Origin of the sequence: Mesobacillus subterraneus (assembly GCF_000934845.1) — a bacterium.
Classification (GTDB): domain Bacteria; phylum Bacillota; class Bacilli; order Bacillales; family Cytobacillaceae; genus Mesobacillus; species Mesobacillus stamsii.
In genome coordinates this window covers 18716-37815 of record NZ_JXIQ01000014.1, presented here as the reverse complement: position 1 = coordinate 37815, position 19100 = coordinate 18716, and the positions used below count along the sequence as shown (strand labels likewise).

Here is a 19100-nt window from a genome sequence, read left to right as displayed (position 1 = left end):
CTCTCCCCCTTATTCAGCGTATAAGTACATTAAGCGTGGAGAATTAGGCTGAGACAACAGTTTCATCAGGCCTGCCATTTCGGCGTCTTTTCCGATGATTCTCTGGGCTCCCATGTTGAAAAACGAACCAATGCTCATGCTGTTTTCCTTATACTTTACTACGGTCGCATCTCCAAGCTTTTCCTCTTTCTTGACGTTGTCAATGACATCTTCTAAATAGCCGAAATCATCGATCAAGTGGAGTTGCTTTGCCTGGCGGCCATCATAGATGCGGCCATCAGCTATTTTTTTAACTTGCTCAACAGAAATGCCTCGTCCTTCAGCGATCACTTTCACAAACCCTTCATAAGAGTTATTAATCATCGATTGCAGTATTTCTCTTTCTTCATCTGTCATCGGCCTTGTTGGACTCATGATATCCTTGTATGGTCCACTCTTGATTGTCGTGAATTCAACACCGTATTTTTCTGCAAGCCCTGCATAATTCACCCCTTGCATGATGACGCCAAGAGAGCCTGTAAGTGTTTCCGGGCTGGCATAGATTTTATCGGCTGGCGCAGACACATAATAACCGCCTGACGCTGCCATTGACCCCATTGAAACATATACTGGCTTTTTCGTTTCTATCTGGATTTCCTTGATCTTGTCGTGGATTTGAGCACTTTCCACGACACCTCCACCAGGAGAGTTTACCTGGAGAATAACTGCCTTAACGTCATCCGCTTTTTTCACAAACTCAAGCTGTTTCATGAATACCTGATGATTATAAAGCGGGCTTTCAAAGAACGATTGGGCATCCCCTGTATCTTGGATGACTCCATTAATAGACAAAATTGCAATTTTGCTCATCATGTCCCCTTCTGCAATGACTTCCTCAGCAAATGGTTCATTCGAGGCGGTAAACATATCCTGCAGCGTATTTTCCGCATCGCTGAAGGCAAATGCTGAAAGAAGATTGATCACAGTCGAAGCAATAAATAAACCAGCAGCGATTCCTAATGCTGCCCACCTTTTTCCATTCATTTTGAATCCTCCTTAAATTTTCCTGACTTTCAAAACCTTATGATAAAATGATAAACTAATGTCAGATAATCTTTATTGTAGCAAAAGTTTTTTTACACGGGGGAAAATATCGAATAAAAATACGTAATGTTTGGAGGAAACAACTATGCCAGATCGCCGCAATATTTATTTTCACCATTCACCAGACACAGCCATGCTTGAAAAAGTAAAGCCGTTAATTGAACTAGCTCCAAAGTTTGATTTCCATATCGTTACGGACCACAAGAAAGCAAACATTATTGTCAGCATCGGGGACGATAGTACCTTTTTGCAAGCAGTAAGAAAAACCGGCTTCCGAGATGACTGCCTTTACGCAGGCATATCAGTCACTGGCACCCTCAATATGTACTGTGATTTCCATCTTGATGATCCCGATACAATCATCCAGGCGATTACCAATTCAGAAATTGAAGTTAGACGCTATCCAACGATCAAGGTAATCATTGACGAGGAAACATCGTTTGAATGCTTGAACGAGTTCAGCGTCCGCTCGGCGATTATTAAAGCTTTCGTGATGGATGTATTCATCGATGACAATCACTTTGAAACCTTTCGAGGGGATGGAATGATCGTCGCAACACCGACAGGGAGCACCGCCTATAACAAATCCGTGAACGGAGCAGTTGTGGACCCGTTGCTGCCGTGCATGCAAGTTAGTGAGCTTGCCTCTGTAAACAATAATCATTACCGGACACTCGGCTCCTCCTTCATCCTCAGTGGTAACCGGAAGCTTACCTTCAAGGTTGCCCAGGATGGCAACGATTATCCAATCATGGGGATGGATAACGAAGCGCTCAGCATTCAGCACGTGGAAAAATTCGACGTGAAACTGAGCAATAAATTCATCAAGACGATCAAGCTCAAGGATAATTCCTTCTGGCAAAAAGTAAAGCGCACATTTTTATAAGCAAAGTGAAAGAGCTGCGATTTCCGCAGCTCTTTAAACATGCATTCCTTTTTCTTTTTTTAACTTAAGGGATAAAGTGGCGACCAGTTTTGTCCGAGATAAAGTATACAAAACCAATGCTGACCAGATAAAGGTAAAGGCAAGCAGATGGACTGCTGAAAATGCCTCATGGTAAACGACCACTCCTAAAAGAAGCATTAATGTTGGCGTGATATATTGCAGGATCCCCAATGTAGCGAGTGGAATTCTTTGTGCGCCCTTCGCAAAAAACAGCAATGGAATAGCCGTTGCCACACCTGCCCCCGCAAGCAGTAGCGTTGTTGGCCACGAATCTGCGAATAGCGAATTCGTCCCCTCGGCAACTAGATAGCCAATGTAAATGGCGGAAAGCGGCATAACAACCAATGTTTCCAACGCGAGGCCCACTTCAGAATCTACCTTGATCAATTTCTTAGCCAAACCATATAAACCAAATGATATGGCCAAAGATAAAGCGATCCACGGGAATTGTCCGTAAGAAATGGTCATGATCAGTACGCCGATAGTTGCCAGAAAAAAGGATAAATACTGCGCCAGAGTCAGTCGTTCCTTGAGGAACACCATTCCTAACAATACACTGACAAGCGGATTGATGTAATAACCGAGACTCGCCTCAATCATTTGATCACTATTGACTGCCCAAATATAGATGAACCAGTTTATGCTGATCAGGATTGATGCGGTGGTTAATACTGCCAGCTGTTTTTTATTGTGTAAAAGGCCGCGGAGCGTTCCAATAAATATATGGCCTTTTTTATTCAGCAGCAAAATGAAGACAACAACAAAGAATGACCAAAACACTCGGTTTGCCAGGATTTCATCCGCATTTACCTGTTGCAGCAACTTCCAGTACACTGGTAGAAATCCCCAGATAATATAGGAAAAGGCTGCATACCAAACACCGGCCTGTTGCTCGGTTTTGTTATGCATCCGAACCCCCCCTAATCTTTCCAGACTCGAAATAATATTTCAATTATATAGGGAATACTGTAGGCTTACAATCTATTTTTGAATCTTTTATGAAGCTATTTAGAATTTATTTTGCACTTTCTAATTCTTTATTGCGCAGTTCCATGCGGCGGATTTTACCAGATGTGGTTTTTGGAAGTTCTTCAATGAACTCGATTTTTCTTGGATACTTATATGGTGCGGTCAATTCCTTGACGTGCTCCTGAAGATTAGCAACTAAGTTTTCCTGTTCCGGATTGATACCGTCACGCAGAACGACAAAAGCCTTAACGATATGGCCGCGGATTTCGTCCGGTGATGCGACAACGGCACACTCCTTTACAAACGGATGCTTAACAAGTGCATCCTCGACTTCAAAAGGTCCAATCGTATAGCCCGAACTGATGATAATATCATCACCGCGACCCTCAAACCAGAAATATCCTTCTTCATCCTTGCTCGCTTTATCACCTGTTACGTAATAATCACCGCGGAATTGCATGGCTGTGCGCTCTGGGTCCTTGTAATAATTTTTAAATAAAGCAGGCGTTTCCACATGGACGGCGATATCGCCAACTTCACCCGGTGCACACGGTTTGCCATGGTCATCGATAATGTCAACCCGATTTCCAGGTGTCGGCTTTCCCATAGACCCTGGCTTTAATTTCATGCCCTTTGTTACGCCAACAAGCAGAGTGTTTTCCGTCTGGCCATACCCATCGCGTACATCGATATGAAAATACCTCCTGAAAATGTCGATGACTTCTCGGTTCAGCGGTTCTCCGGCAGACACGGCGCTGTGAAGATCCGGCAAACTGTAATCACTAATGTTTTCAACTTTCGCCATCAGCCTATATTCAGTTGGCGTACAGCAAAGCACATTCACTTGATATTTTTGCAAGAGCGATAAATATTTCTGCGGCTCGAATTTCCCTTGATATACGAGGCCTGTAGCTCCCATTCCCATGACAGACAGGAACGGACTCCAAATCCATTTTTGCCACCCAGGACTGGCAGTTGCCCAGACAGTGTCTCCATCTTCAATGCTTAACCAGTTTGTAGCTGCTGTCCGTAAATGTGCGTATGCCCATCCATGAGAATGGACTACTCCTTTCGGATTGCCGGTCGTTCCCGAAGTATAACTTAAGAATGCCATGTCCTCCCGATCGGTTTCGGCAAGCGGCAGTTCTTCAGAAGCAGCTTTCATTTCATGATCAAGATGAATCCAATCTTCCTTTTCTGCTCCAATAATAAATTTAGGAAGCTTTTCCATGTTTTCGATTCCATCAAACTCAGCTGTAAAAGGAGCAAAGCAAACAATCGCCTTTACATCGCCATGGTTTAATCGGTATTGAAAATCCTTTTTTCTCAGCATTTCTGAACTTGGGATAACAACCATTCCCATTTTTAGTGCAGCAATATAAACCTGATAGGCTTCCATTAGTCTTGGCACGACAACAAGAATTACGTCCCCTTTGACCAAACCATTCTTAGCGAAAACATTCCCGATTTTATTCGCGTTTTTGAGCAGTTCATTGTATGTAATTTCTTTTGTGCTTCCAGCTTCATTTTCCCAAAGGATTGCTTTCCTTGCTGGATCGTTAGCGAATTTCTCTATTTCTGATACAAGATTATACTTCTGCGGTGCTATTAATTGTTCCCTGTTCATGCTCTTTCCCCCTGTCATCCATTTTTTTGCTGTTTCGGTTTCCGCTCTCCTGACTCATTATACTAAATTAACAAAAAATTATAAATTATAATACAAATATTCTTTACGACAAAAAGAGCAGGGCATTCACCCCGCTCTTTGTAGCCATGAATTATTCTATTTTTGATTAGTGAGAGAATCCGCCACCAAGTTGTTGCTCAGCCATTTGAACTAAGCGCTTAGTGATTTCTCCTCCTACAGAACCGTTAGCACGAGAAGTAGTTTCTGCACCAAGGTTTACACCAAATTCAGTTGCAATTTCGTACTTCATTTGATCAAGAGCTTGTTGTACACCAGGAACTAGAAGTTGGTTTGAGTTGTTGCTGTTAGCCATGTGTTTCACCTCCTTGTGAGTTTAGAGTGTGTAGAAACACATGGGATAATGCAAAACTCCCGTTGGTAATTGTTCACAATTCCTTAACAAAAACAAAAAGCGCAAGCGCCTCGAACAGACCCGACAAGCGCTGCCCTACTTTTTAGAAGAGAGCGTCTCCTGGGTCCTCTTCTCTTTCAGAAGCCGGCTTGATGATGATTCGTTCGGTTCCTTCAACAGCTTTCTGAATCAGTTCCTCAAAGTCGAAGTAGCTCTCAAAGTTTTGCACTTTTTCCAGCTTCGGCTTCGTCTTCGGCGATGAAGGAACAAAGACGGTACAGCAATCTTCGTATGGGCGGATGGATATATCGTGGGTTTTGATTTTATGGGCAATATCCATGATCTCCAGCTTGTCCATTGTAATTAACGGCCGAATGATTGGCGTCGTTGTCACTTCGTTGATAGCAAACATACTTTCAAGCGTCTGGGAGGCAACCTGTCCGAGACTTTCGCCTGTTATGATGGCAAGTGCTCCTTCCTTTTCCCTCAGGGCGTCTGTTATGCGCAGCATCATTCGCCTAGTTGTGGTCATCGTATAGTTATCGGGTATCTGCTTGTGTATCGCCTGTTGAATTTCCGTAAAAGGGACGATATGAAGTGCGAACTGCCCGGTTACTTCCGCAAGCTGCTCTGAAAGGTCGAGTACCTTTTGCTTAGCGCGTTCACTTGTGAATGGCGGACTAAAAAAATGGACCCCTTCCACTTCAAGGCCACGTTTCATGGTCAGATAGCCAGCAACCGGGCTGTCAATCCCTCCGGAAAGCATTAGCATCCCTTTGCCTCCAGACGCAGCAGGGAGCCCTCCTGCACCCTTGATTGTTTCCGCTGAGATATAAGCAGCTTCTTTCCTTATTTCAATCTGAAGGGTGACATCAGGATTCCTGACATCAACTTTTAGACCGTCGATATTCTTTAGGATATGGCTGCCGAATTCTGAATTAATTTCATTCGTATCCAATTCAAATGTCTTATCCGATCGTTTTGCGGATATTTTGAAGGTCTGTTCTGGCTGGTGGATTTTCTTAAAAAGCTCCAGAGCAGCATCCTTCATTTTTTCCAGGTCCTTGTCGACTTTCACTGCCGGACTGAAGGACTGAATCCCAAATATGTCCTTGAGCTTTCTGTTAATCTCTTCGCTATCCTCCCCATTAAGCAGGATGAACATCCTGTCTCGTTCTGCCTTGATCGCTGCATTTGGGTGGTCGCGCAATGCTCTTTTGACACTTTTTCTTAACCGGTCAATGAATTTATTTCTGTTTCTTCCTTTGGTTGATATTTCTCCATACCGGACCAAAATACGGTCATACATCATTTTTTGATAACCTCACTTAATTGTTTTACTGTCTCGGCAATTGCCTTGACCACAATTTCTGCTTCTTCTTCCGTATTGCTGTAGGTAAGGCTGACTCTAATCGCACTTTCTGCGTCAGCAACAGGAACGCCCATTTCGAGCAGGGTCCTGCTAGCAGCCTTTTTCCTAGAGGAACAGGCGCTTGTTGTCGAAACAAATATATTCTTCGCTTCGAGGGCGTGAACGAATGTTTCTGCCTTCCATCCGCGGATCGAGAAATTCAAAATATGCGGGGCGCTATTTTTCTCGGGAGTATGAATGGTAAGTTCCTTGATTTGACTGATGCCGTTTCTTAACTTCCCCATTGCTGACTTCATCTGATTCAGCTTTTCTTCCCTTAATTCCATCGTCATCCTGAGTGCTTTTGCCATTGCTACCATACCGGCAACATTTTCGGTGCCACTACGCAGTTTCCCCTCCTGATTGCCTCCGGATAAAAGCGGGGAAAGCAGGACTCCTTCTTTGACAAATAAGGCACCTGTTCCTTTCAAACCATGAAATTTATGTCCTGAAATCGTCGCTAAATGGACCCCTGAATTGGATAAGTTCAATGGCACCTTCCCAATTCCTTGGACGAAATCAACATGAAAAAATGCCTTCGGAAAGCTTTTCAATACCATCCCGATTTCCTCGATCGGCTGAATTGTGCCGACTTCATTGTTTACATGCATGACGGACACGAGAATTGTATCATCGCGAAGTTCATTCTGGATGGATTCCGCACTAATAATACCATGGGAATTTGGTTTTACATAGGTTATATCATAGCCGAGCGATTCGAGCTGTACGATAGCGTTATGGACAGATGCATGCTCCATGCTCGTCGTAATGATATGCCTGCCCCGCTGACGATGGGCAGCCGCTATTCCCTTGATCGCAAGATTATTGCTTTCTGTTCCTCCTGAGGTGAATAGGATTTCGGTTTCTTTCACCTTCAGCAGTCTGGCGATTTGAGATCTCGCCTGCTGGAGCAGCTTTTCTGCCTGCCCGCCAATTTTATGAAGAGAGGATGGGTTTCCATAAAATTCTTCTGAGACTTTTATAAAAGAATCCAATACTTGTCTATAAGGTTTGGTCGTAGCGCTGTTGTCAAAATAGATCATCATTTCCCCTCCCTTTTAAAGCTTGCTAACTAAAAATCATATCATACTGCCAGATCAACAGGTGTAAGAAAGAAAAAAACAAGTCTCCAACCGGAGACCCTGTTCTAAAATTATTTTTCGGAGAGCATAATCTCAATTTTCTTCATTGCACCTGGGTCCACTTCTTCAATCGAGGTCGCTGCCTGTTCAAGCGCTTCGCGGTAATCATAATTTCGAAAACGCTCTTCTGCTTCACGTAACCCTCTCTCAACAGAAGGGTAGCGGCTGCGGTATCTGTTGCCATACTGGATGACCCGCTCAGCCAGCACCACTGTCTCGACAATTTCCTGAGTCGAGTTGTCAAGCTTTTCGACTGTCAGAACAGCAATTTCAAGATATTGCTGAACGGCAGGAATATCCAACGGTTTTTTCTCTAGCTGTTCATGCACCTGCTTAATGCTTTCATGTGCATCTTCAAGCAGGTATTGGTATTCCTGTGAAAGTCCAGGCATATTGCTTTTGGAGACAATTCGGATCAATTCGGAAATCTTTTTCGTAAGTCCGCTTACTTTCTCACGTGCTGCAAGCTCATCTTCCCTTAAGGCGTTAAGCTTTTCCAGCAATCTTTTTTGCTCTTCGACAAGCTGATCAAGCTGTTCTTTCGCTTCCTGAAGCTCCGATTTAATCACGCTTTGTGCCGTGTCATTTCCGGTGATCCTATGGTCAATCAGTTCAAAGCGCTTCAGCAGTCCCTGGATCTGCTGGTCAACCTGAGTTTGAGCAGACAGCTCTCGTTCAGTCAGATGATAACTCTCCTGGATATGCTTTGTTTCTTCCTGTAATGTCTTATTTTCTGTAATTGCTTTCACAAGGACTTCCTTTGCAATTTGTTCCGTACTGGCAATATATTGTTTCGCCAAAACTTCTTCTTCGAGCATGTCGATCAATTTTTCGAGCTGTTCCTTCAAAGCATGGATGCCACGTTCGGCATTCTCAACCTCACCCATTTCAAGCATTCCAAGATAACTCGCCAATTCATTGCTAAATTCCTCGATTTCCCGATCGGCATTTAAATGCTCCAGGATATAACCATTTTCCTTCATTTGCTTGACACCGTCTTTCAGTTCGTCAAGTTTAGCAGGGATGACCGATTGGCATTCATGCAGAAGGACCGGAATCAATTCCATCTTCGCGGAAACCTGATCAAGCATGGACTGAATGGAAAGTACAGTTTCCCTTGCTTCAAGATAATTTCCGTTTTCGGTCTTATCGTCAAATTCGATAAATTTCGACTGGATCTCTGCCAGCATCGCCTCGAGGCTGGTCTCGGCATTTCCGAAGCTATGGCGGTGCGCGAGAAGATTTCTTTTATTTTCGCGATAATACTCTTTCAGTCCATCGATTTCCTCGCGGTTCTTTTCTTCACTTCCGACAAGATCGTTTAATTCCCCTAGAATTTTTTTGATTTTATCTTCAGTTTCCGTTAGTCTCCTGTCAATGACTGCCAAAGATTCCTTCGCCTTGTTGAATCTGTACTTATCAATATACTCTTCTGCGTCAAACAGATAATCCTCGATAGACGGGAGCTTGGAGGTGACAAGCTCATCCCACTCCCGGCGCCAGCGCTCAAATAGCTCCTCTGTTTGTCCGGTCATGTTCAACTGCTTTACTTTTGACATTTCATCCAGTACAGGACGGTTCATGATATCGATTTTCCATGATTCATAGCGATCGACCTCGCTGTAAAATTTCCGTTTCATAAAATAGCCGATTAAAAAAAGAATGATTAGTATCGCGATCCCGCCAATTATGTACTTCATTATTATCCCCCTGGCTTCATATTCCAAGTCTGAAAACCTTCTATGTAAAGACGATTGTTATTTGCGTGTATAATGTAATTATATTACCATGTAACCGACATTTTTTGACTATTAAATTGATATTTTTTGTTGAAAATGTCCGAATTAGGGGGTTTTATTGAAAAACTCACCATTATCGGAGGTGTATTCTTATGAAAGATGGACATGTTCACACTGCATTTTGCCCCCATGGGACAAATGATACGATTGATGATTATATTCTACGGGCTCTCCAGCTTGGTTACAGCGAAATCACATTTGCCGAGCACGCTCCATTGCCGGAAGGATTCAGCGATCCGACGCCATTAAAAGACAGTGCGATGAAATTGGATGATTTAGCTGCCTATTTTACAACAATTGCCGAGGCAAAAAAGAAGTATGAAGGAAAAATAACCATCAACACTGGATTTGAGATTGATTTTATTGAAGGGTTTGAGGATCGCACAACTACTTTTTTAAACAAATTCGGATCGTTTATCGATGATGCCGTTCTATCGGTCCATTTTTTGAAAAATAAAGCCGGTTCCTATGATTGCCTCGATTATAGTCCGGATCACTTCGGGGAAATGATAAACTCTTATGGCTCCGTAGAACAAGTCCATCGCCATTACTATCAAACTGTCATGAAATCCATCCTTGCTGATTTGGGCCCTTATAAGCCAAAAAGAATTGGCCATATGACCTTGGCCAATAAATTCCGGCTTAAATACCCACTGAGTAAAGAATGTTCAATTGAGATTTTGGGAATTTTGGATAAAGTAGCGGATCTTGGGTATGAACTGGATTATAACGGTGCCGGTACAGCGAAGCCATTGTGCCGTGACCCCTATCCTCCAAAATGGGTCATCAGCGAGGCCAATAAGCGCAATATCAGGCTTGTCTATGGCTCTGATGCGCATCAGGCAAAGGAGCTTGGACAGGGACTGGAATTCATGGATAAGGGATGTTTTCGGTGATTAACAAAAAAAGGAAACCGTCGTTGTTCCCGGTTTCCTAAATGGTCATCAATATTTTTCGGTGTGATGGCTGTTCTGTACAGAGTATTCCTTTGATCCAGTTTGAAAGTTCATGACTGTATTTGTCCGCAAAGTACGTTTCGTGCGGTAGTACATGTAGCACTTCTGTGACATATTGGGTGTTCAAAAATGGCATTTGCAGCAAGCCTTTCAACTGCAAAATCGTATACTGGATGGAATGTTTTTTGAATTCTCCATTTTCCATCCCTGCTTCTAAAACCTTCTTGAACATATAACGTTCTTTTACATGATAGGTCGACATAATTTCCCTGACAATTTGAGAGTCAATTGTCATTTCTCGCAAAATAAATCTTGTCAATTGAATGTTTTCGCATTGGTATCTTACTACATTTCCAAGCATTTGATTTAGACAATATTCCGAGCCGTATTCAAGCGATGAAAACCCTTTTTCCAGCTCATCGAGATAGCCTTCAAAAAAAACAGTAAAACAATTTTCGAGGAGTCCATTCTTGTTCTGGAAGTAATATGAGATATTCGCTGCATTTACGTTTGCCCTGGCTGCAATATCTCTCACCGATGTTCCCTTGAACCCCTTTGTATTGAATAAGTAGATAGCCGCATCCATTATCGCAGCTTTTGAATTTTTTCTCATAGCTCCGCCCCTCGCTTTCTATATTAGCTTACTGTTTACCTTTCTCGATATCATCTAAAATCCCTTTATAAAAAGCTCGACAAAGTCTCCATAGTTTCGCCGATTTTTGAGTAAACTAGCATGAATTAGGGAGAATCACGAAGTTTGACGTCGAAAAATAGCACGGTAGCCACCGAAAACATGACTTGAAAATTAAGCAACGAATAGACTCATCGAAGATGCACAATGCCTTCATGAAAAAAACCCTCCGAAGATTTCTAAAGGAGGGGAAAACATGTATCTGTCCATTAGATTTTTTTGCTAAAATCAAATTGGTATTCATTCTGGATGACTACTTTGTTCTTACCGGATCCCTTTGCTTGGTAAAGTGCCTGGTCTGCCCTTTTGAATACGGTCTTAGACGTATCATTCTGCCCCCTGATCCACGTGGATACACCACATGAAATCGTGACATTTGGATCCGTATGTTTTTTGACTTTTTCGGCGAGTCTGTTAGCAATCATGACTCCTGTTTCCAATGGAGCCCCAGGCAGGTAAATTGCCAGCTCCTCCCCGCCCCATCTGGCCCCAATATCTGTACTGCGGATATTTTTGGCGATCTGTTGGGCAAGCTGAATGAGCACCTCGTCTCCCACTTGGTGGCCGTACTGGTCATTCACACGCTTAAAATTATCAATATCAATTAAGATGAATGTCCCCTGCGCATCCTCAAGCAGCGACAGATTCATTTTATCATCCAAATAACCTCGTGTATAAAGCTTTGTCAAATGATCCGTCACAACCATTCTCTCCAATTCTTCTCGAAGCATCGAGTTAGTGAAAGCTAAAGTCGAATGATGGATCAGTGACTGGAGCAACTTAAATGTATCAAAAGCAAAATGATATGGCTTTTCATGCATGACAAGTGCAAATCCCATTAAATCACCGCTCTGTATCATTGGAACACACATTACTGAGCAAAAATGGGAAGAAGCACCCTCAATATCAGATGAGAAATCCCCAATGAACAAGGGATCCAGCTCCTCTTTTACTCGTTTGGCAACATTCACAATATAATTGGCTGCCTCTTTGGAAAAGAAAAAACTGGTGCTTCCTTGAAGAACGGAATACTCTTGATGGTCCTTATTAAGCATGATTATTCCGACTTCTCTGGCATCGAAAGACTTGATGATCCTGTTGCAGATAAACTTCATCGTATCAGTCAGGCGCAGGCTTGTATTCAATTGATGTGAAGTTTCATTAATTAGCTGCAAATCGGCGACCAGCTTCCGCGATTGCTCGTATAGCTTCGCGTTTTCTAAGGCGCTGCCGGCGGTATTGGCAAGCAGCTTAATGAATTCTACTTCATTTTGCGGGAACATAAGTGAGTTTGGTGCAATAACCTGCAGTACTCCATATACACCTTGTTTTCCTATTAAAGGCGCGTACATGATGGAGTTTTTATCAATGACTAAGTCCTCGAACTGGATTTCACCGCTAACATAAGATTGCATCGCAGTCTCGTTATCACTGTTATACTCAAGATCTTTAACCGGCAATCCCTCGTAGCCCTTGTGATCATGCGAAAGCAGCAGAAAATAAGTGAACGCGGGGTATACCTCTCTTAGTGTTGAAATGATTTCACCGAGGACAACATCCATATCCATCGTCGAGTGGAATTTTTTTGTTACCCTGAACAATTGCTTATATCGCTTTTCTTCTTCCATCGTCTCTGCAAGGGTATAGATTTTTTTTACAAACAAACCGCATTCATCCACAATTCTTTCCAGTAGCCTGTCTGACAGACGGCCAACTAAAGCACTATTCATTTGAATCGCACATAAACCCTTTACATTTTCCTTTGCATCTAAAACAAACACTACATCATATTGTGGAAGCAATGCAGGATTTTTTAAAAAGGATTGTGGTGTTTCCGAAAGTTTGCCTATGCAACATTCCGGGGAACAACCGCTAATTTTCACATTGGGATCACTGCGGGTTGTCGCCTCAAGAGCCATGCCTTGCTTCCATTCTTCACTTTTATAAAAATCGACCTCCGTTGCCTGCAACAATTCCTTTAACAACGTCACCATTCGGGCAAGGCTTTCAGCTAAAGATAATTTGCCCATGCTGATTACATCAAAGAATCTGCTTTTCAGTTCCACTATTATTTCCCGTTCGATCAATTCTTCCATATGTATCACCTGTTTGAAAATCACTTGAAAGCGATTTATAAGTAGCTGTTTAACAGGCAGCAGCCTGAGTAGAGGAACTTCATCACCTGGCTATGTAATATCCAAATATTAGAAAAAATTAAAAATACAATTACTTATTATTATATCATAGCCTAGTAAAATAGTATGATAAATAAGCTAAATTTTTTCAGGAATTTCCGCTCAAAAAAAACGATAACTTGAAATATCCCTTGACTTTAAGCGTTCAGAAATTATATAATGATCTTTGTGTAAAATATCGCAGCCTATGTTGTCTGCATTGTGGCTGTATTTTGTTCCTCAAACATGGTTTGATGGTGTATCTCGTAACCCGCTGCTGCTAGGGCGAAGGTACATGAAAACAAAATACACATAATGTCCAGTCACAATCTGTTTTTATTTTACAAAATAAAAACTAAGGAGGAGTCATTCATGGCTCGTTATACCGGCCCAAGCTGGAAACTATCCCGCCGTCTTGGAATTTCCCTAAGCGGTACAGGTAAAGAATTAGAAAAACGCCCTTACGCACCAGGTCCTCATGGTCCTAACCAGCGTAAAAAATTATCCGAATACGGATTACAATTGCAAGAGAAGCAAAAGCTTCGCCACATGTACGGAGTTACGGAGCGTCAGTTCCGTAACTTGTTCGACAAAGCCGGCAAATTGCCTGGTAAGCACGGTGAAAACTTCATGATTCTTCTTGAAGCTCGCCTTGACAACGTTGTATACCGTCTTGGTCTTGCTCGCACTCGTCGTGCAGCTCGCCAACTGGTAAACCACGGTCACATCATGGTGGATGGCGCACGCGTAGACATCCCATCTTACCGCGTAGCTCCAGGACAAACGATCACACTTCGTGAAAAGTCTCGCAACCTTGATGTAGTAAAAGAAGCAATCGAAGTAAACAATTTCGTACCTGACTTCTTGACTTTTGATGCAGACAAGTTAGAAGGAACGTTCACTCGCATGCCAGAGCGCTCAGAACTTCCAGCTGAAATCAACGAAGCTCTAATCGTTGAATTCTACTCTCGTTAATAGAGTGAAAACAAAAACCCCGGCCGTTTTGGCTGGGGTTTTTGTTTTGGCTAAAAAAGTTATAGCCCAATAAGAAACAATGCTCGTTGCTCTTTTTAAGTTAAATGGTACATTTCGCGGAATTATTGAGGATTTTCGCGGAATTAGATTCTAATTTCGCGGAATGATGGCGTAGTTTCGCGGAATAGTTTAGCTGGTGGGTTAAACAAACAGCCTTCCCGGACCGGAAAGGCTGTTTTTCCATTAGTATTTAATCATAAAGTACTTCTTTTTGCCGCGGCGAACGATCGTGAACTGACCATCGATCTTATCTGCATCGCTAAGGACATATGCGGGATCGGTTACGCGTTCTCCATTAAGAGATACTGCTCCGTTTGTTACATCCTCTCGTGCCTGGCGCTTAGATGGCGAGATGTTAGCAGCCACCAGCAAGTCGACCAAACTTTGTTCTTCTTCCCAGGTTACTGTGAAGGAAGGAACGTCTTTGAAGCCTTGCCTGATTTCATCTGCGCTGAGGGTTTTAATGTCGCCACTGAAAAGTGCTGCTGTAATTCTGATTGCCTGTTGAAGGGCTTCTTCGCCATGAATCATGCGAGTCATTTCTTCAGCAAGAGCTTTCTGTGCTTTGCGCAGATGCGGTTCTTCCTCCACTGTTTTTCCTAGGACTTCAATTTCCTCTTTTTCAAGGAAAGTAAAGAATTTCAAGTATTTCACAACATCCGCATCGGCAGTGTTGATCCAGAACTGGTAAAACTCATATGGGGATGTTTTCTCAGGATCGAGCCATACAGCTCCGCTTTCCGACTTTCCGAACTTGGTGCCGTCCGCTTTTGTCACAAGCGGAATCGTCATACCGTAGGCCTTTGAACCTTCAGCAGACATTTTACGGATCAGTTCTAGACCTGTCGTAATATTGCCCCACTGGTCACTTCCGCCAATTTGCAGTTTGCAGCCGTGGTTCTCGTATAAATGGTAGAAATCCATCGCTTGCAGAATGGTGTAAGTAAATTCAGTAAAAGAGATTCCCGTTTCAAGTCTTGAAGCGATTGTATCTTTTGCCAGCATATAGTTCACCCCAACATGCTTTCCAAAGTCACGAAGGAATGTCACTACATCCATGGAACCTGCCCAGTCATAGTTGTTGACCATCAGCGCTCCATTTTCGCCTTCCTCGGCAAAAATTTTTCCTAGCTGCTTCTTAATTCCATCAACATTCATCTGTACTTGTTCCAGCGTCTGTAGTTTGCGCTCTTCGTTCTTGCCGCTCGGGTCGCCAATTAAGCCAGTCGCTCCTCCAACTAATACAATTGGACGATGCCCCGCATTCTGGAACCGGCGCAGAGTCAGGAATGGCAGAAGGTGGCCAATATGCATGCTGTCCGCCGTTGGATCAACGCCACAGTAAAGAGATATTTTCTCGTTTGAGAGCAGGTCCTTCATTCCTTCTTCATCCGTTTGTTGGTAAATAATTCCGCGCCACTCGAGGTCTTTCAATACATCCATTTCTATTTCCTCCATTCAAAATATATTTCGCAACCGAATTTTTGCGTAAATAAAAAACGCCCCTGCAATAACTGCAGGGGCGCTATACGCGCGGTACCACCCGGCTTGAAAACAAAAATAAAAAAGTTTTCCACTCCAAAAAATAACGGTATACCCGTCCGCGGCTACTATCAACTCGGTTCACTACGGCGCTCGGGGAGGTAATTCGTCCTTCTGTTTGTACCGGCTCACAGCAACCGCCGACTTTCTGGAACAGTGACAGAAGTACTACTCATTCCCTTCAAAGCTTTTCCTATAAAGTTAATAATGCATTTTTACCACAAAGCGATAGATGTTGTCAAATTCGACACAAATTTTCAGAAAAATGAAGATTACCGTCTATTCGACAGCTTGATTATGCTATAATGTATGTGATTTTAGGGGGATTGATAGAATGCATGAAGGAAAACAGGCTTGGAAAGAGAAGCTTAAATCCTTTGGTGCTTTTTTTACGAATAAAAAGACCGTAAAAGGAGCCCGGATTACTTACTCGGTTATCTGGAACATTTTGCTTTTATTGATAATAGTTCTAGTCATCGGCGGGGGCTTCGCTGCAGGAACAGGGGCTGGGTATTTTGCATCCCTTGTCAAAGACGAACCCATCCGGCCATATGAAAAGATGAAAAGAGATATTTACAACTATGAAGAAACGTCAGATTTATACTTTGATAATGATGTTTACCTTGGCAAGCTTAGAACCGACCTCTACCGCGAGGAAGTAAAGCTTGATGATGTGTCGAAGCATTTGATCGACGCAGTCGTCGCAACGGAAGATGAATATTTTTATGAGCATGATGGTGTCGTTCCGAAAGCAATCATGCGGGCGCTTTTCCAGGAGGTCACAAACTCGTCGACATCCTCAGGAGGAAGCACACTGACACAACAGCTCATCAAAAATCAGATTCTAACGAATGAAGTATCCTTTGAACGAAAAGCAAAAGAAATTCTTCTCGCTCTTCGACTCGAACAATTCTTTGATAAAAAAGAAATTCTTGAAGCGTACCTGAATGTTGCTACATTTGGCCGCAATGCAAATGGCAGCAACATCGCCGGTGTCCAAGCAGCTTCTAAGGGGATTTTCGGAAAAGAAGCAAAAGACCTGACACTGCCTCAGGCAGCGTTTATCGCTGGACTGCCCCAAAGTCCTTTTGGCTATACGCCATTCAGCAGCGATCAAGGTAAGCTAAAGGATCCTGCAGGACTCGAACCTGGCCTGTCGAGATACAAGACTGTCATTACAAGGATGCATGGTGCAGGCTTCATTTCGGACACGGATTTTAAAGATGCGATCAACTACGATATTACGAAGGATTTCGTAAAAGAGGTTCCGAGTGATAATACAGTGGAGGAATATCCATTTCTGACGTTTGAAATCGAGAAGCAGTCCATTGATATACTGGCTAATCTATTGGCTGAACGTGACGGCTACGAAGCAGAGGACTTAAAAAAAGATGATAATTTGCTGGCTGAATATAAGGCATTAGCCAACCGTGATCTTCGTCAAAACGGCTATAAGATCCATACAACTATCAATAAAGACATTTATGAAAGAATGCAGGCAACTGCCCAAAACTACAAGTACTATGGTAGCGAAAAGCCACAGGAAGTACCCGATCCTGACGATCCGGACAAAACGATTGTCGTGAAAGAACCTGTGGAAATCGGCGCTACACTGATTGAAAACAAAACTGGCAAAATCATCAGCTTTGTCGGCGGCCGAAATTTCAAACGAGAGCAGACGAACCATGCTACAAGAGCTCCACGACAGAACGGATCGACAATGAAGCCGCTGCTCGTGTATGCGCCAGCAATGGAGCTCGGGAAATTGCATCCTGGATCGGTTTTGCCAGACGTTCAAGTGTTTTTAAACGGAAAAGGCAAACCGTGGCCAAATAACTATGATATGCGCTACAGCGGTTTGACCTCTGCCAGACATGCTTTGACAAAGTCTTACAATGTACCAGCTGTCCTAGCCTATAAGAGCATTATTAATCAGAGACCCGCTAATTTCCTGGATAAGATGGGCTTCTCCAATTTGCAGCCTGACGACTATACCAACCTATCGACTGCTATTGGTTCCCTTCAAGGCGGTGTTACTGTCGAAGAAAATACGAATGCATTCGGTACATTCGCTAATAATGGGAAATTCATCGATGCTTATATGATTGATAAAATCGTCGACAAAAATGGCGAAGTCGTCTTCCAGCACAAAGCGGAACCAGTGGATGTTTTCAGTCCGCAGACATCATACTTGACCATCGATATGATGCGGGACGTCATCAACCGCGGTACGGCCACTGCTGTAAAAGGAAGATTGAAATTTGCTTCTGACTGGGCTGGCAAAACAGGTACTGGACATGAATACATTGATTCATGGTTCGTAGCAACCAATCCAAATGTCTCCTTCGGGGTCTGGCTTGGATATGACACACCTAAAGCACTCGAAAGAACGTATAAAGGACTTTCTTATGGCGTGCGTACTCAATATATTTGGGCTGACTTGATGAATGCGGCCTATGATGTCAACCCTAAGCTAGTCGATCCGGAAGAACGCTTCAAGATGCCTGGGGGTATTGTCAAGCGCTCCTATTGCGCCGTTTCCGGTTTGCTTCCTTCAAGCGCTTGTTCGAAAGCAGGCCTTGTGGAGTCAGACTATTTCATAGCGAAATACGCACCGACAAAGGTGGATGACAGCCTGGTTGAAAATAAATTCGTTACTGTCGGGGACAAGCGCTATATTGCCCTAGATTCCACACCAGCAGAATTTACGGACACGGGTGTCATTTTGAACCCAGAATATATGGAAAACTACATTGGCCATAAGATCGGAAATCCACAGCAGCTGATCCCTAAAAAGGATGCTTGGAACAATATATTAGTTGCGAATGATAAGCTAAGTGAAAATGGCAAAACTCCAGCTGCACTTGGAATCCAGCTTTCCGGAAAAACGATTTCCTGGGGCAAACACCCTGAAAACGATATTGTCGGCTACCGCGTCTACAACAATAAGAAAAAAGTTGGCAGTGTCAAAGCGGGAGATTCCTTAAGTTTCCATGCGGGAGACGGCTCTTTCTTTGTAACAGCAGTCGACATTGCCGGAAAAGAATCGGCGCCATCGAATAGTATTGAAATTGGCAAAAAACCAGTACCAAAGGATCCTCCAAAGGATGACAAGCCAAAGGATCCAAAACCGAAAGACCCACCTCCGACCGATCCTAAACCAGATGATCCTAAGCCCCCTGGAGATGGAGGCGGCAATGGGAATGGAACGGGAGACAGCACAGGGAACTAACCACCACGATATCCATACAGAAAACAATCGCTAAGACAAATAGAATGTAGGCAACAAAAAGCAGCCCAATTCGATGGTGAA

The 19100-nt window shown here is 43.2% G+C and carries 14 protein-coding genes and 1 other annotated feature; of the genes, 4 read left to right on the top strand and 10 right to left on the bottom strand.

Annotation, left to right across the window (positions count from 1 at the left end; genetic code table 11):
- Positions 1-9: 9 nt before the first annotated feature.
- Positions 10-1023, bottom strand: a complete 1014-nt coding sequence (sppA, locus tag UB32_RS01885; protein WP_044390743.1) for a signal peptide peptidase SppA — start codon at positions 1021-1023, stop codon at positions 10-12.
- 145 nt (positions 1024-1168) lie between these two features.
- On the opposite strand from sppA, the gene UB32_RS01880 reads away from it, so the two are divergent.
- Positions 1169-1969 (top strand): NAD kinase, encoded by an 801-nt coding sequence (locus tag UB32_RS01880; protein WP_044390742.1) that lies wholly within the window; start codon positions 1169-1171, stop codon positions 1967-1969.
- Between the two features lie 33 nt (positions 1970-2002).
- On the opposite strand, the gene rarD is transcribed toward UB32_RS01880, so the two are convergent.
- From rarD to ezrA, 6 genes are all read right to left on the bottom strand, one after another.
- Entirely contained in the window at positions 2003-2938 is a 936-nt protein-coding gene (gene rarD, locus UB32_RS01875) for an EamA family transporter RarD (protein ID WP_044390741.1), read from the bottom strand.
- A 106-nt stretch (positions 2939-3044) separates the two neighbouring features.
- Positions 3045-4625 carry an acyl-CoA synthetase MbcS gene (gene mbcS / locus UB32_RS01870; RefSeq protein WP_044390739.1) on the bottom strand — a complete coding sequence of 527 codons (1581 nt, stop codon included), beginning with the start codon at positions 4623-4625 and terminating at the stop codon, positions 3045-3047.
- Between the two features lie 166 nt (positions 4626-4791).
- A complete protein-coding gene (locus UB32_RS01865; RefSeq protein WP_044390738.1) occupies positions 4792-4998 on the bottom strand; it encodes an alpha/beta-type small acid-soluble spore protein in 207 nt (68 codons plus the stop codon).
- A gap of 142 nt (positions 4999-5140) precedes the next feature.
- Positions 5141-6349: a tRNA uracil 4-sulfurtransferase ThiI gene (thiI, locus tag UB32_RS01860; protein WP_044390737.1), complete on the bottom strand. Its 1209-nt coding sequence runs from the start codon at positions 6347-6349 to the stop codon at positions 5141-5143.
- On the bottom strand, positions 6346-7491 hold the full coding sequence (locus UB32_RS01855) for a cysteine desulfurase family protein (protein ID WP_044390736.1): 1146 nt from the start codon (positions 7489-7491) through the stop codon (positions 6346-6348). Before UB32_RS01855 ends, thiI begins: the two co-directional genes overlap by 4 nt.
- A gap of 110 nt (positions 7492-7601) precedes the next feature.
- Positions 7602-9290, bottom strand: a complete 1689-nt coding sequence (gene ezrA / locus UB32_RS01850) for a septation ring formation regulator EzrA (RefSeq protein WP_044390735.1) — start codon at positions 9288-9290, stop codon at positions 7602-7604.
- A gap of 191 nt (positions 9291-9481) precedes the next feature.
- On the opposite strand from ezrA, the gene hisJ reads away from it, so the two are divergent.
- Positions 9482-10285, top strand: a complete 804-nt coding sequence (gene hisJ / locus UB32_RS01845) for a histidinol-phosphatase HisJ (RefSeq protein ID WP_044390733.1) — start codon at positions 9482-9484, stop codon at positions 10283-10285.
- A gap of 37 nt (positions 10286-10322) precedes the next feature.
- Here the strand turns inward: hisJ and refZ are convergent, their stop codons facing one another.
- Both refZ and UB32_RS01835 read right to left on the bottom strand, forming a co-directional pair.
- Entirely contained in the window at positions 10323-10958 is a 636-nt protein-coding gene (gene refZ / locus UB32_RS01840; RefSeq protein ID WP_044390732.1) for a forespore capture DNA-binding protein RefZ, read from the bottom strand.
- 287 nt (positions 10959-11245) lie between these two features.
- Positions 11246-13132: a sensor domain-containing diguanylate cyclase gene (locus tag UB32_RS01835; protein WP_044390731.1), complete on the bottom strand. Its 1887-nt coding sequence runs from the start codon at positions 13130-13132 to the stop codon at positions 11246-11248.
- A gap of 450 nt (positions 13133-13582) precedes the next feature.
- On the opposite strand from UB32_RS01835, the gene rpsD reads away from it, so the two are divergent.
- A complete protein-coding gene (rpsD, locus tag UB32_RS01830; RefSeq protein WP_044390730.1) occupies positions 13583-14185 on the top strand; it encodes a 30S ribosomal protein S4 in 603 nt (200 codons plus the stop codon).
- 243 nt (positions 14186-14428) lie between these two features.
- On the opposite strand, the gene tyrS is transcribed toward rpsD, so the two are convergent.
- Positions 14429-15688, bottom strand: a complete 1260-nt coding sequence (tyrS, locus tag UB32_RS01825; protein WP_044390729.1) for a tyrosine--tRNA ligase — start codon at positions 15686-15688, stop codon at positions 14429-14431.
- Between the two features lie 72 nt (positions 15689-15760).
- Positions 15761-15981 (bottom strand) — a binding site (T-box leader).
- A 140-nt stretch (positions 15982-16121) separates the two neighbouring features.
- On the opposite strand from tyrS, the gene UB32_RS01820 reads away from it, so the two are divergent.
- Positions 16122-19019: a transglycosylase domain-containing protein gene (locus UB32_RS01820; RefSeq protein WP_044390727.1), complete on the top strand. Its 2898-nt coding sequence runs from the start codon at positions 16122-16124 to the stop codon at positions 19017-19019.
- The last annotated feature ends 81 nt before the right edge of the window (positions 19020-19100 follow it).